This window comes from Ruegeria sp. CH11, from assembly GCF_056537105.1.
The window spans coordinates 21,112-33,966 of the sequence record NZ_JBQFQX010000014.1 but is presented as its reverse complement, the minus strand read 5'-3'; the positions used below and the strand labels follow the sequence as shown (position 1 = coordinate 33,966).

The 12,855-nt window shown below is 55.5% G+C and carries 11 protein-coding genes and 2 pseudogenes; 4 read left to right on the top strand and 9 right to left on the bottom strand.

The features are described from left to right. Positions 1 to 359: 359 nt before the first annotated feature. The 3 genes from ACR0LX_RS17995 to ACR0LX_RS17985 are packed head-to-tail and all read left to right on the top strand — an operon-like array spanning position 360 to position 3,635. Positions 360 to 1,211, top strand: coding sequence for an ExeA family protein (locus ACR0LX_RS17995; RefSeq protein ID WP_480784898.1), 852 nt, complete (start codon positions 360 to 362; stop codon positions 1,209 to 1,211). After that, positions 1,208 to 2,764 (top strand): GumC family protein, encoded by a 1,557-nt coding sequence (locus ACR0LX_RS17990; protein ID WP_480784897.1) that lies wholly within the window; start codon positions 1,208 to 1,210, stop codon positions 2,762 to 2,764. The genes ACR0LX_RS17995 and ACR0LX_RS17990 overlap by 4 nt, the downstream gene beginning before the upstream one ends. Before the next feature lie 13 nt (positions 2,765 to 2,777). Continuing rightward, positions 2,778 to 3,635 (top strand): CpsD/CapB family tyrosine-protein kinase, encoded by an 858-nt coding sequence (locus ACR0LX_RS17985; RefSeq protein ID WP_480784896.1) that lies wholly within the window; start codon positions 2,778 to 2,780, stop codon positions 3,633 to 3,635. Between the two features lie 152 nt (positions 3,636 to 3,787). Here ACR0LX_RS17985 and ACR0LX_RS17980 read toward each other — a convergent pair whose 3' ends face one another. The 3 genes from ACR0LX_RS17980 to ACR0LX_RS17970 all read right to left on the bottom strand — a co-directional run bounded on the left by ACR0LX_RS17980 (position 3,788) and on the right by ACR0LX_RS17970 (position 6,305). Continuing rightward, positions 3,788 to 5,632 (bottom strand): carbamoyltransferase family protein, encoded by a 1,845-nt coding sequence (locus tag ACR0LX_RS17980; protein WP_480784895.1) that lies wholly within the window; start codon positions 5,630 to 5,632, stop codon positions 3,788 to 3,790. An 85-nt stretch (positions 5,633 to 5,717) separates the two neighbouring features. Continuing rightward, positions 5,718 to 5,867 carry a DUF5989 family protein gene (locus tag ACR0LX_RS17975; RefSeq protein WP_480784894.1) on the bottom strand — a complete coding sequence of 50 codons (150 nt, stop codon included), beginning with the start codon at positions 5,865 to 5,867 and terminating at the stop codon, positions 5,718 to 5,720. A 24-nt stretch (positions 5,868 to 5,891) separates the two neighbouring features. Then, entirely contained in the window at positions 5,892 to 6,305 is a 414-nt protein-coding gene (locus ACR0LX_RS17970; protein WP_480784893.1) for an SxtJ family membrane protein, read from the bottom strand. A gap of 468 nt (positions 6,306 to 6,773) precedes the next feature. Here ACR0LX_RS17970 and ACR0LX_RS17965 point away from each other — a divergent pair, with 468 nt between their 5' ends. Beyond that, positions 6,774 to 7,988, top strand: a complete 1,215-nt coding sequence (locus ACR0LX_RS17965; RefSeq protein ID WP_480784892.1) for an alginate O-acetyltransferase AlgX-related protein — start codon at positions 6,774 to 6,776, stop codon at positions 7,986 to 7,988. 94 nt (positions 7,989 to 8,082) lie between these two features. Here ACR0LX_RS17965 and ACR0LX_RS17960 read toward each other — a convergent pair. From ACR0LX_RS17960 to ACR0LX_RS17935, 6 genes and pseudogenes are all read right to left on the bottom strand, one after another. Continuing rightward, positions 8,083 to 8,493, bottom strand: a pseudogene (locus tag ACR0LX_RS17960) (carbamoyltransferase C-terminal domain-containing protein); the annotation flags it as partial. After that, complete coding sequence (locus ACR0LX_RS17955; RefSeq protein ID WP_480784941.1) at positions 8,472 to 8,693, bottom strand: hypothetical protein; 222 nt, start codon at positions 8,691 to 8,693, stop codon at positions 8,472 to 8,474. The pseudogene ACR0LX_RS17960 and the gene ACR0LX_RS17955, both read right to left, overlap by 22 nt. 24 nt (positions 8,694 to 8,717) lie before the next feature. Continuing rightward, positions 8,718 to 8,999, bottom strand: coding sequence for a hypothetical protein (locus tag ACR0LX_RS17950; RefSeq protein ID WP_480784891.1), 282 nt, complete (start codon positions 8,997 to 8,999; stop codon positions 8,718 to 8,720). A 904-nt stretch (positions 9,000 to 9,903) separates the two neighbouring features. Further along, positions 9,904 to 10,377: pseudogene (locus tag ACR0LX_RS17945) on the bottom strand (transposase). Between the two features lie 22 nt (positions 10,378 to 10,399). Beyond that, positions 10,400 to 10,861, bottom strand: a complete 462-nt coding sequence (locus tag ACR0LX_RS17940) for a COG3415 family protein (protein WP_480784890.1) — start codon at positions 10,859 to 10,861, stop codon at positions 10,400 to 10,402. Positions 10,862 to 11,276: 415 nt separating this feature from the next. Continuing rightward, positions 11,277 to 12,842, bottom strand: a complete 1,566-nt coding sequence (locus ACR0LX_RS17935; protein WP_480784889.1) for a hypothetical protein — start codon at positions 12,840 to 12,842, stop codon at positions 11,277 to 11,279. Positions 12,843 to 12,855: the final 13 nt, after the last annotated feature.

The window sequence follows — 12,855 nt, the reverse complement described above, 5'->3', positions numbered from 1 at the left end:
TAAGTCCCTATACTAAGTATTTGATAAAAGATCAGCGTTGTGAGTAATGAGTATCAAACAGATTTCTGCGGGCGAGGATCGGAGCTCGTTCGAAACGGAAGATGACGGAAATGCCCCATCGGCTTTCCATACCTGATAAGACGGTGGCAAACCCGCTTTTGCTGCGCCGTCGTTGGCGGTTTGGCACGAGCCGTGCCAATCGGAGGGTTGGAAACGCTGACGCCTCGAAACCACCCGTATCAAATGATAAGATGGACGCGACGCAGGTCTTCGTTTCTCCTGTTTCCCTAGTGAAAGAAAAGAGTACGGTGAATATTGATCCCGGTCATACCACACAGGACTGCCAGACAGGCAGTAGCTTGGAAATTTATACAGAGTATTTTGGCCTGACCGAGCGCCCGTTCACGCTGTTGCCGGACCCGGATTTCCTGTTCTGGTCCGACATGCACCTGCGGGCCTATACAATGCTGGAATATGGCATCCTTACAGGCGCGCCGATTACCCTTATCACTGGCGAAGTCGGCGCGGGCAAGACGACCCTATTGCACCACTTGCTGAAGTCGGTTGATGACCGGGTGAAGATTGGCATGATCTCGAACGCACATGGTGATCGGGGTGAGTTGCTGCGCTGGGTGCTGATGGCGCTGGGTCAGTTGGCGCCAGCCGAGGCGACCTATGTTGACCTCTTTGCCGCTTTTCAGGCATATCTCATTGACGAATATGCCAAGGGCCACCGGGTCATCTTAATATTTGATGAAGCGCAGAACCTCAGCGCAGAGTCGCTGGAAGAATTGAGAATGTTCACCAATATCAACTCTAACAAGGATGAGTTGCTGCAATTGGTACTCGTTGGCCAACCAGAACTGAGGGATATAGTCCATCGCCCCGAATTGCGGCAGTTCGCGCAACGTGTGTCATCCAATTTTCACCTGACTTCAATGGAAAGATCTACGGTCCGAAAATATGTCGGGCACCGCCTGCACGTTGCTGGCGCTGAGCGTAACCTCTTTAGCCCGGTCGCAACGAATCTGATCTACGAGGCCACTCATGGAGTGCCTCGGTTGGTTAACCAGCTCTGCGATTTGGCGATGGTTTACGCTTTTACCCGTGAGCGCAAAGGGATTTCGGGCCATTTGGTACAACAGGTTCTGGATGATGGCGCATTTTTTGCCGCCGGCCTACCCCCAAAAGAAAGCCATCCCTTGCCATGATGAGTGAAGTTCGTTTCTACCTGTCACTTTTACTCCGCAGGCTACCCTATCTTCTTCTGATTGTAGTCGCTTGCACCGGGGTCGGAGTGATGTTGGCAATCACCTTGCCGCCAGTGTATCGCGCCACCGCCCGGCTGGTGGTGGAGTCACCTCAGATTCCCGACAATTTGGCTGCCACTACGGTGCAGGCCAGTGAAGTTGAAATCCTTCAAGTGATCGAGCAGCGACTGATGAACCGGGCCAATCTTTTGGATTTGGCGCAGCGGTTCAATGTCTATTCCGGTGACCCAGATATGGGGCCGGATGCCATGGTCTCTGACATGCGCTCCCGGATCAATATCTCGCTGCCTTTAGGCAGTCACAACTCAGCTTCGTTTGTGACGGTGTCTTTTGCAGCTGCCTCAGGTGAAGTGTCGGCTCAGGTCACCAATGAATTGGTTACCCAAATTCTTCAGGAAAACGTGGCTTTGCGCACTGGTGCCACCAGTCTGACTTTGGAGTTCTTCGAACAGGAGGTGGCGCGGCTAGATGAAGAACTGGCGGATCAGGACGCTCGCATCCTTGCTTTCAAGGAAAATCACAAGGATGCGCTGCCTGAAGGGCTAGATTATCGTCGCACCCGACAATCTTTGCTACAAGAGAGAACTCTGCAACTGGACCGGGAACTATCGGGCTTGCGTGATCGTCGGGCCCGGCTGGTCGAGATTTACGAACGTACCGGGCGCCCGGACTTCTTCGGAGATAGCCTGACCCCTGAACAGCGCCAACTGCGCCAACTGAAGGATCAGCGTTCTGCGGCAATGGTGATTTATTCGTCTGATCATCCGAGGGTGAAGTCATTGGATGCGCAGATCGCAGCGTTGGAGGCGGCTAATATCGCGTTGGGTTTGGGAACCGAAAGCGCACCAAACATCACTGCTTATGAATTGCAATTGTCGGATATCGACGGGCAGCTCGATTTCATCAGTGAACAGAAAGCGATCATCCAGGCTGAACTGAACGATTTGGCCGTGGCGATCGAACAAACACCAACCAATGCCATTACCCTGGGCACGCTGGAGCGAGATTACGACACGCTGCGCATACAATATGAACAAGCGACCGCGAGCTTGGCCGAAGCGCGCACCGGTGACCAGATTGAGGCACAATCGCGCGGCCAACGGATTACCGTGACACAGCAGGCAATAGTGCCGACCAGTCCAACCGATCCTAACCGCAAGCTCGTTGCTGCCGCCGGGTTTGCTGGTGGAGTGGGGTTGGCATTTGCCCTTTTTGTGGTGCTGGAGTTGCTTAACAACACAATCCGCCGCCCTGTCGATCTGGTCAACCGGCTGGGCGCGCCCGCCTTTGGCACCGTACCCTACATCCCGACCTCAGGGGAGGTGGTGCTACGGCGCGCGTTCGTTCTGTGTGCCGTTTGTGCACCGATTTTTGGGATTTGCGCGTCACTTTATTTGATCCATTTCTATTATATGCCGCTCGATCTGTTCGTCGATGAAGTAAGTGACAAACTCGGGCTTGACACTTTGCTCAGCCGATTTGGTATCAGCTGATAGGAACAGGTGCATGGAACGTATCCAATCTGCCATCCAGAAAGCCCGTGCTGCGCGCACACAGGACGTGACCCCTAGTGCGGGGCAGGGGCTACATTCTGCAGGAAATGCGGGCAAACCGTTACCATTGCTTGCAGCGTCTGAAACGTCTGAACTGTCTGTGTTGGATCGGTTGTGGGCCGAGTTGCCGGTCGCGGAGCTCAGCACTTCCGCTCTAATTAAAGGGCGCATCTTTGCCGACCAGGCCGGTGATTTGACAACCCCGTTTGACGTGCTGCGCACACGTATCCTGCACGAGATGCGGAAGAATAGTTGGCGAAGATTAGCCATCACTTCGCCGGGAAGCACTTGTGGGAAGACTACGCTGTGTCTGAATCTGGCCTTCAGCCTTGCACGTCAGCGCGAAGGGCACACTTTGGTAATCGATCTGGACATGCGCCGCCCGTCGATGGCGAAACTGTTGCAGACACCGAGAGAGCAGTCTTTTTCCAGCGTGCTGGACGGTCACAGCAGCCCGGAAGCGCATTTGACCTGCTACAGGGAAAGGCTCGCTTTTGGGGCAAATCACAAACCGACCGGCAACTCGGCGGAACTGTTGCAGAGCCAGAGCGCGGCGCATGTGATCGACCGGCTGGAAGAGCGGTATGACCCCGACGTGATGCTGTTCGACACGACGCCGATGCTAGCCTGCGATGATACCTTTGCTTTCTTGGACCAGATCGATTGCGTGCTGCTGATAGCCGCAGCCGAAAAGACCACCGCCGAAGAACTGGAAAAATGCGAGCGCGAGATCGGCTCCCGTAGCAACCTGCTGGGGGTTGTGCTGAACAAATGTCGGCTTCTGGATAAGGCCGACAGCTACGGCTACTAACGTCAGGCCGGTTCGTTTGTGTTGCACTGACTAAAGGCAAAAAGGATAGGTGTATTTGGCGCGGCTCCCGCAGATTGAATTGGTTGATGCGGTTGCTGAGTGCCGGTCTGCGCAGGCAATCTATGTATCAGGTGTACGATGCAGTTCGGTGGTCAATCGAGATCATATTTGTTTTTGTAGTCTTCCACCAATTCCGGATTCTGATCAGCCTTTTTCATGACCGCATTCCCGATGACCAAAAGATCCAGGTCGGTTCCCATAAAGCAACGAAACGCATCCTCGGGGGTACACACGATGGGTTCGCCCCTGACGTTGAAGGATGTGTTGACCAAAATCGGACAACCGGTCCTGGCCTGAAACGAGGAAATCAGCCGGTGATAGAGCGGATTGGTTTCCGGGTGCACGGTTTGAATCCGGGCCGAGTAGTCCACATGTGTGATGGCCGGAACCTCGGAACGGGTGATGTTGAGCTTTTCGATGCCGAACAGATCTTTCTCGGCATCCGACATCTCACGGCAGCGGTCTTCTTTCACGCGGTCAACCAACAGCATGTAAGGGCTGTCCGTATCCAGATCGAACCAGTCCTGAACGCTGTCCCGTAAAACCGACGGGGCGAAGGGGCGGAAACTTTCGCGAAACTTTACCTTCAGATTAAGCGTCTTCTGCATGGTCTGCGACCGGGGATCGCCAAGGATCGACCGGGCCCCCAAAGCGCGCGGCCCGAATTCCATCCGCCCGTTGAACCAGCCGACAGCATCCCCCTGTGCCAGGTGCTGGGCGGTTTGTTCGATCATGTCGTCCTCGTCCAGGGTCTCGAACTTCGCACCGACAGCGGTCAGGCGGGTTTCAATGTCCGCCTGATCGTAGACCGGACCCAGATAAGAGCCCTTCATCCCGTCAAGGGTGCCGGGGTCGACAACGCGGGGGTTGCCCAGTTCCTGATGCCAGGCCGCCATCGCGGTTCCCAGCGCGCCCCCCGCGTCACCGGCAGCCGGCTGCACCCAAAGATTGCGGAACGCCCCGTCGCGCAGGATCTTGCCGTTGGCAACGCAGTTCAGGGCCACGCCCCCGGCCATGCACAGGTTTGGTATCTGATACTCTTCGACCAGATGCCGCGTGATTGTCAGGACGATGTCCTCGGTCACGGCCTGGACCGAGGCCGCCATATCCATGTGGAACTGATCCAGCCTGTCACTTTCGGGCATCCTGACGTCCCGGCCAAACAGGTCCGAGAATTTCTGGTTGGTCATCGTCAGACCGGTCATGTAGTTGAAATAATCCTGGTTCAGGCGGAAAGATCCGTCCGGTTTCAGATCGACGATGTTGTCAAAAATAATGCCTTTGAAGCGCGGCTCGCCATAGGGGGCCAGCCCCATGACCTTGTATTCACCGCTGTTGACCCTGAACCCGGTGTAATAGGTGACCGCGGAATACAGCAGACCCAGGGAATGCGGAAAGTGGATTTCTTTCACCATTTCAAGGTCGCTGCCGCGTCCGACGGCGACAGTTGTCGTGGCCCATTCCCCCACGCCGTCCAGCGTCAGCACGACGGCCTCGTCAAAGGGCGAGGGGTAATAGGCGCTGGCCGCATGGCTCATGTGATGTTCAGCGAACATTAGCCGCTTGTGATAGTCGGGGGCTTTTCCGATCTGGTTGAGCTCGTTCACCAGCAGCGATTTCTGGAACAGTTTCTCCTTGATCCACACCGGGATCGCCACGCTGAACGATCTGAAACCGCGCGGCGCGTTGCCGACATATGTTTCTAGCAGGCGTTCGAATTTCAGAAACGGCTTGTCATAGAATGCAATATGTTCGACGTCTTCAAGCGACAGGTTGCCGGCATCCAGCACATATTCGATAGCATGCCGCGGAAACCCGGCATCGTGTTTTTTGCGCGTGAACCGCTCTTCCTGCGCGGCGGCGACAAGCTCCCCGTCCACCAGCAACGCGGCGGCGCTGTCGTGATAGAATGCCGAGATTCCAAGGACGGATGACATGTGCAGACCCCTGAGCGTATGAGCCTGTCCCGTCCGGGCCGCCTGTGAAAACGGCCCCCGGGATCGCGGCTTTCTTTTCTGGTGCTTAGAAAAGTGTATAGATGAACGGGGCTATGGCCGAGCCTTGCGTCAACACGATCAATCCGCCAAGCAACACCATCATGATCAGGATCGGAAGCAGCCAGAACTTCCTGCGGACTTTGAGAAAGTCCCATAATTCAGCCACAAAAGACATTTTCTAACTCCAAAGGTTCAATCGTTAATACTGTTTATACATGGATGAAGGTGGCCCCTCGGTGCCACGGAACACCCAATAGGTTTCGGCTTCTGGGTCAAAGTTCTGTTTCAGCGGATCGGGGTGCTTCAATCTGCGCAGATACCCGATCGGAATGACGGTCAGAACAAATATCAAACCCATCACAACGGGCGCAATAATTTTACCCAGAAGCAATCCAAATCTGAACCAGACCCTGTTCAGCCCGGCAAGATAATGCGGCGCGGTCAATGAGACGATCAGAAACCCCAGCGCGATCACAATCGCCCAAATTCTAGGGGTCCCGCCGCCAAAAACAAACGGCCACAACGCAATGACGAGGAAGACAAAGGAAAATACGAGGCCGAAAGATCGCTCAGAGCCCATTCGTACTTCGCTATGTGCCGACGTGTCGGTCACAGAAAAACCCTCAACAAATAGATCTTTACACAGTTTACCTGAAATTGTGTCTGCTGCTGTCGTCACCTGTCAACATGTTTCCCTTGTTTTACAGAGCCCGGCGGTGGGCGACCACGTCCTTTCGGACACCGTAAGGGTATCTTAAACAAGGAAAAACAGCGGCGGCGTATATTAAATCGGCAATTCTGGTGTTTTGGCCGAATGGTCCTCGGGGCGCGGAATTCGAATGGAATAAATCGGGTGTCGGAGGCGAAACTTGTTTCTTGAAACACACCCCGCTCCAACGCGCGCCAAGCCGGAACAGCCCGAAATTGCTTTAACCGTTCCGGTGAAAGGGATGCCTATGGACAAATGAAAAAGAACCAAGGAACATAAGTGGACGAGGTCCATTTTCTTATCAGGTTAGGATTTCTCCGGAAGGGGAATTTGGTTTTGGCGTCCAGAGTTTTGACAAAAGGAATTTTTCTCGTGATTGGCGCTGTTCTGATTGTCTGCGGCATCGCGATACTCTGGATCAACTCCGCCGTTCAGCCTTCTTCGGATATGCTGTTCGGAAACTGGCGGTTTCGCCACGTCGCGCTGGCGCTTGTGTTCTTCTTTCTGGCCGCCGCTTTTGTCTTTGCGGGTTTCGGGCGGCAGGCATCTTTGGCGTTCTGGGCGACAGCGGTGCCTGTGACGCTGTTCCTTGTGTTACTGGAAGGCATCGGTCGGGTCGGGATTGTCGACTGGGACGGTCTGCTGGGACGGAGGGCTGCAAACACTGAAAGCCCCGGATGGGCTTTGGTGCCTAATGCGGATGTGTCCGGGCAAACCTATCAGGACATTGCATCCCGGATGCAGGTGCCCAGCGATCCGATAGATTTTGAGTTCAGAACGGACGAATACGGGTTCCGGAATTCTCTGGGCGGCGATGCGGATATAGTCATTCTTGGCGACTCGGTTGTACTGGGGGCATTGGTACCCAAGGCGCAGACCGTTGACAGTATTGTTGCCGCGGAACTGGGCCGGCCGGTGATGCAGGCTGCATTGTTAGGTCTTTCCATCCAGGAAGAGCAGAAAATGCTGTTGGAGTCCGGTTTGCCGCTGAAGGACAAGCTGGTCATCCAGTTCTTTTTCGAAGGCAACGACCTTCTGGATTCGGAAGGTCTCCGGCAACCCTACACCCAACAGTCGGACGCGGCGCCGGGAAACCGGCGGTCCTCGTTCGTGCGGATCGTATGGACACGCCTTGTCCGGCTGAGCAGTCCGCAAAAAGACTTGAACAGTTGCCGGATAAACAGTGCGGATTACCTGTTTTTGTGGACCCGGATATCCTTTGCGGGGCTCGACGACGAATTTCCGGTCGTTGCCGGGGAGATTGAGGCCTTTGAAAACCAACTGGCAAGCGCCGGCGCCGACTATGCTTTGGTTTTTGTGCCGACAAAATACCGCGTTCTGCACGAGCTTTGCGATTTTCCCGAAGGCAGTGCGATCAGTTCTCCACAAGAAAACCTGTCCGACCTGCCTGACACAGTGGCATCCTGGGCCAGTGAAGCCGGGATTTCCCTACTGGATCTGACGCAGCCTTTGAAAGATGCAGCGCAATCAGGCAATCCTCCGTGGTTTTGGGGGGACACTCATTGGAATGCTGAAGGTCACAGGGTTGCGGGCGCGTCCGTGGCGAATTGGCTGAAGACCCAATAGCGGCCTGACCCTTGTCAAACCGATAGAACGAGATACCGGCGACGAATGCATCAAGCCCGCCGATGCGTGCATAGTGACACAGATCGCTGGTTCTGTTGATGAACCCAGCCTCTTTGAAATTCAGGGACGTGTTGCACAACACACCAACACCCGAGATCTTTTTGAACTCCTGTAGCAACGCGTATAGCCGTGCGTTTTGCCGGCGCGTCACAGTCTGTACGCGCGCCGAACCGTCCAGATATTCAATCGCCTTCAGCCTTGGATCAATGACCTTCTGGAAATGCAGCATATAGGGCGAAGGTCCGGCCCAGTCGAAATGGTCCGAGACGTCTTCCTCAAGGCAAACGGGTGCGATCGGTGCATCCGCGTGCCACCCTTTGATTTTGTTCAGCTTCCTGCGCGTTTCGATGCTGAACGGCGCGGCAAGAATTGATCAGTTGCCCAAAGCGCGCGGCCCAATTTCGCAATTGCCCGTGGCCCAGCCTATGATCGCGCCCCTGTGCAAAGCAGCGGCGATCCCGGGCAGGTCCAGTTCTGCCTGGTCACATCTTGCAGATCGATCAGATCATCGATGAAGGCCTGGCCGGAATTCACATCCCAATCCAGTTTTGCCAACCCTTCATAATGCCGCATAGCGTCGACGGCGGTTCCGATCGCGCTGCCGGAATCGCTGGTACATGGCGGAACAAACACGTCGGGAAACAAGCGGCTGTTCTTCCAGCGCGTATTCTAGTCGCAGTTCAACCCGCAACCGCCTGAAATAAGCAGGGGATAGCCTTTTGTAAGATTGGCTTTGGCGAAACGATGAAACCTGTCGAACAGAGTGTCCGAGAACTTGGCTGCCAGGTCGTGAAAACGCGTGTTGTCTGTACCTGAGTTAAAGTAAGGCGAAGATGAGAAATCGCATTTATTGAGAGCCTTGGCATCCGTATCCCAGCTTAGAATGTGGTCTATCAGGGCGTCGGCATCTTCATCGGTACGGTTTGCGTCGCCCATTGCGCTTGCTGCCATAAGTTTGCCTGCGTTCCCCTTCTGGCACGCTCCCGCAGACTGCGAGTAGGTCGGATCGGCCAAGTTGTACAGAAACGCGTATTTCTGCCCTGGTGCAGCAAGGGTTTGGCCAAGATGGTGATTGTTCAATGCGCTGCCTATTTCATAAAAATCCCCAAAACGCCCTCCCAAAGAAGGACATAGCAGGGGTCACCTTGCTCGAGTGGGCACATCGCATAAGCCGCCCATATATGAGACCGCTCATGCGTTGAGGAATAACATTCCAGCGTTTTCCCAAAAAAGATGATCTCTCTAATCTGTTCTGACCCGCGGTCGACTCCGCAATATCCTGCACCTGAAACGGCTGAGTGGTCCGCTTGGGGAATGGACCAACCACTCAACGCAATCCCGTCAGGCAGTTGGTTGAACCACAGCCCGGCGTCCAGGAACGTATCCGGAGTTACTGCGGTGTTTCGGGGAAATCCGCCTTTTTCAGCCTCAAACGAAAACAATAACCGCTGAGTGTCCGTGTCTATGCCTGCGATTGTACCGTCATGACCGGGTTTCAAAGACAGAATTTTCATGACATCGCAATCGTCAAATTGTCAAAATTTTACCCGTTCCGGCACGGCGCAGAGTCTCTTGCATTGTGAGCGGTCAATTACTGACAGTTAGCAGTCTACCCTTCAAGCGAACGGACCTCAAACATCTCAGTAGCCAGACCTCGGAGGATTGGGCTCCTCCGTTGCCCTTTTGGTTTATGACAGGATAAGGTAGTTGTGTTACAAATTGTTTCAGGCTTGGGACGCAATATGACGGTGGTCATTTTTCATACCCCCATTGATTTGCCTGATCAGCCCATCACGCTCCCCTTTTTAGACTACAAGCTTGAGACTATTCGGCGCACTTTTAAAGTTTCCGGTTTTTAACTTGAGACATAGCCGGCGACCTTAAAATAGTTTCGGCACTCGTCTGATGAGAAGAGTTCGCAAATCGCCGTGAGAGCCTCGAACATATCAGTGAAAATTCGAGCGCCGATCCTGCGCAGGTGCGCTTTAAGTTTCGAGAAGGCCATCTCAATCGGATTCAGGTCGGGGCTGTATGGTGGCAGGAACCAAAACCAGCATCCTGCTTAACTCATGGTTTTGGCTGCAGCGACATTCTTGTGCGTGGCGAGATTGTTCAGGATGATGACAGTACCCGGTTCCAGCTCTGGCACCAGCACTTGTTCGACATAGGCCGCAATGGCTTCGCCACCCATCACGCCTTTAATCACCCATGCTGCGATCAACGCTTTAGCGCCGAGACCTGCGATGAAGGACTGTGTCCCCCATGATCCAAAGGGCGCATCCATCACCAGCCGTTGGCCCCGCTGTGACCAGCCTCGCTGGCGGGTCAGGTTTGTTTTGATTGAAGTTTCGTTAATGAATACAACGCGATCTGGTTGGGCCGAGACAGCGGGCAGGCCGCGGGCAATCCAGTTGTCGCGCTGCTTCCTTACCCTTGTGCGCCATTTCTCGGTCGCTATCAGCGCCTTTTTTGTATGAGAACCCGAGCTTGTACAGAAGCCCGCCAATCGTATAGGGGTGCGCCTGAACGCAGGTCGCATCGGCTAGCGCCCCGGCCAGTTCAGGCATGGTCATGTCGCTTTCCTGATCGATGAGCTCGACGGGAATAGATCGGTGAGGATTAAGCTTGCCCTTGCCGCGAGGGCGCTCTTGAGGCGCGGCCCTAGCTTGTCTAGTTCGCCGGATCGAAAGGCCCCAACGTGCCTTGGTGGCAGGCGAGAGCTTCAGGCGCAACGCCGCCGCAGGTCCACTTAACCCCTCTTCAATCAGTTTCTCAAACCGCGCACGAAGCGCATCCGGCGAAGGTACTGACATGATCTATCCTCCCAAACAAGATGAATCACATCTGATCCCTCAAGGGAATCCCTCGCGATTCAGGTTTTGGGTCGGACGCTTTAGGGAATCTGTATCATCACGATGGCGCTTCCTTCCGTAGCCAGCCGAGCCATCTGCTCAGCGGTCACCAAGAATAGATTACTAATCTTGTCCTCCTAAATTTTGGAAAATGGAGCACATAGCCAAGACGACGGTATGGAAACTAATGGTTTGGGATTCTTGCTAAAGACTCATGTAGACCGTGTTCCCAAACCACCATCAAACAGTGCGGGCTCTACCCCTAGAACAAAAGTCGCAGACATTTGGCATATCCGGCCAAGGTCTCAAATCTCCTCGTTTGCCAGATGTTCGAGTTTGAGTTCTATGCTGAATTCAAAACGAAACACTAAGTTGGTTATCTGAGTTCCAGTTCACGCTCCGAAGACATCACCAGTCCTGATCCGCCCGGGGCATTCTGCACGTTGTACCGGATAGATTGGCCATCCACGGTTTCGTTTTTCGTCTTCATGTCCAGTGTCTGGCCGCCCGTCTCACGCAGCCAGCCGGTCAGGTTGTTATCCGTGTCATATTTTATCACATCCCGCCAAGGGGCTGACCAGTGCAGCGTCGGATCATAGGCCGCGTTGCGTGCCTGTGCGTCGTAATCCACCGAGACCAGCCGTTTCTGGCCGTCCGTTCCGGGGGCGTAAACGCGCAGCTGGTGGGTCGGGAAGCTGACCGAGAGAAAGGCAGGGGCGCTGAACTGGGTTCCGTTCCAGGCGATGACGCCGATATCCACGCGGGAACTCAGACGCGGGGCACCCCGCGGTGAAGCGGGAACGGGGAAGGGGTCATGCCAGTTCAGTACAATCTCGGCGCTCAGCCCATCCTCAGCTGAGGTGATCCGCACCTTGTCGGGATCGCCGTGCAACAGCACCCAGAAGAACTCCAGATCATGCCCATTGGGATCGCGGGTTCGGGCGGCTGACAGGGTGATGTTCCGTTCATAGTCCGGTCCGCGCCAGACGCGGGCGATGGCCGAAGGGGTGTCGAACAAGCGCTCTGGCAGGTCGGCCAGCCCGGCTGCGGGTTCGAAATCTTCGGCCACCACATGCAGGCGGACCAGTGGTGGAATGTCTTCCGGGGAGATCGACGCGGCCAGCCCGATCATGCGTCCGGGCGACAGGTTTTGCGCGTCAAACACAGTGGGGTGGGCGGCCCCGGTGCGATAGGCTTCGGCGCTATAGCTGCCCTTTTGCGTGCGGCGCAGGATCATCTGCAGGGTCGGGGCGATCAGCCCTTCGTCTTCCAGCCGATCGCGGGTGTCGGGCCGGAATGCCGCCAATGTCATCAGCAGTGCCCGCAGGAATGCCTGATCCGAGCCGGAAGAGCCTTGCGAAGTCACGGTATAAGGCCAGTTGGCGGGAAACAGGTCCTGTGCATCGTGATCGCGATGTTCGGGGTAGATATAGAGGTGATTGGCTGCATAGCCGCGGAAGGCCCGGGCCGGAGCCATCGATGCGGTCATTGCCAGACGTGGCTGGCTGCGCGGGATGGTCTGACCGGTCAGCGCGGTCGAGGAGTTGCCCAGCGTGACTGCGGGAAACAGGATTTCTCCGGCCAGCCCGTAATCCAGGCCCGCTTCGCGCAGCGCGGGGGCATAGCTTATGTGGGTCAGGCCGGGAAACAGGTCCTGCGGCAGGGCTGAATGATCCCGGTCCCGGTTGTCGTAGAGCACACCGCCAAGTCCGGCCGCCACACCCTGATGTGCCAACCGGCGCAGCATCGCCGCGGCATTGTTGCCCGCGCTTTCACCGATCACTGGCCCGCCCGGCTGCGGGGCGGGTATATCGATTCCTGTGGCCAGCAAACCGAACGGGCCCACCTGCACCAGATCGTCCGGGTTCAGCCGGATGGTTTCGGCCTGCGCGGCAACGCAAAGGCTCAGCAAGGTGGGTAGGGCAAGGGAACGCTGAAACATGGCTTCAGATTAC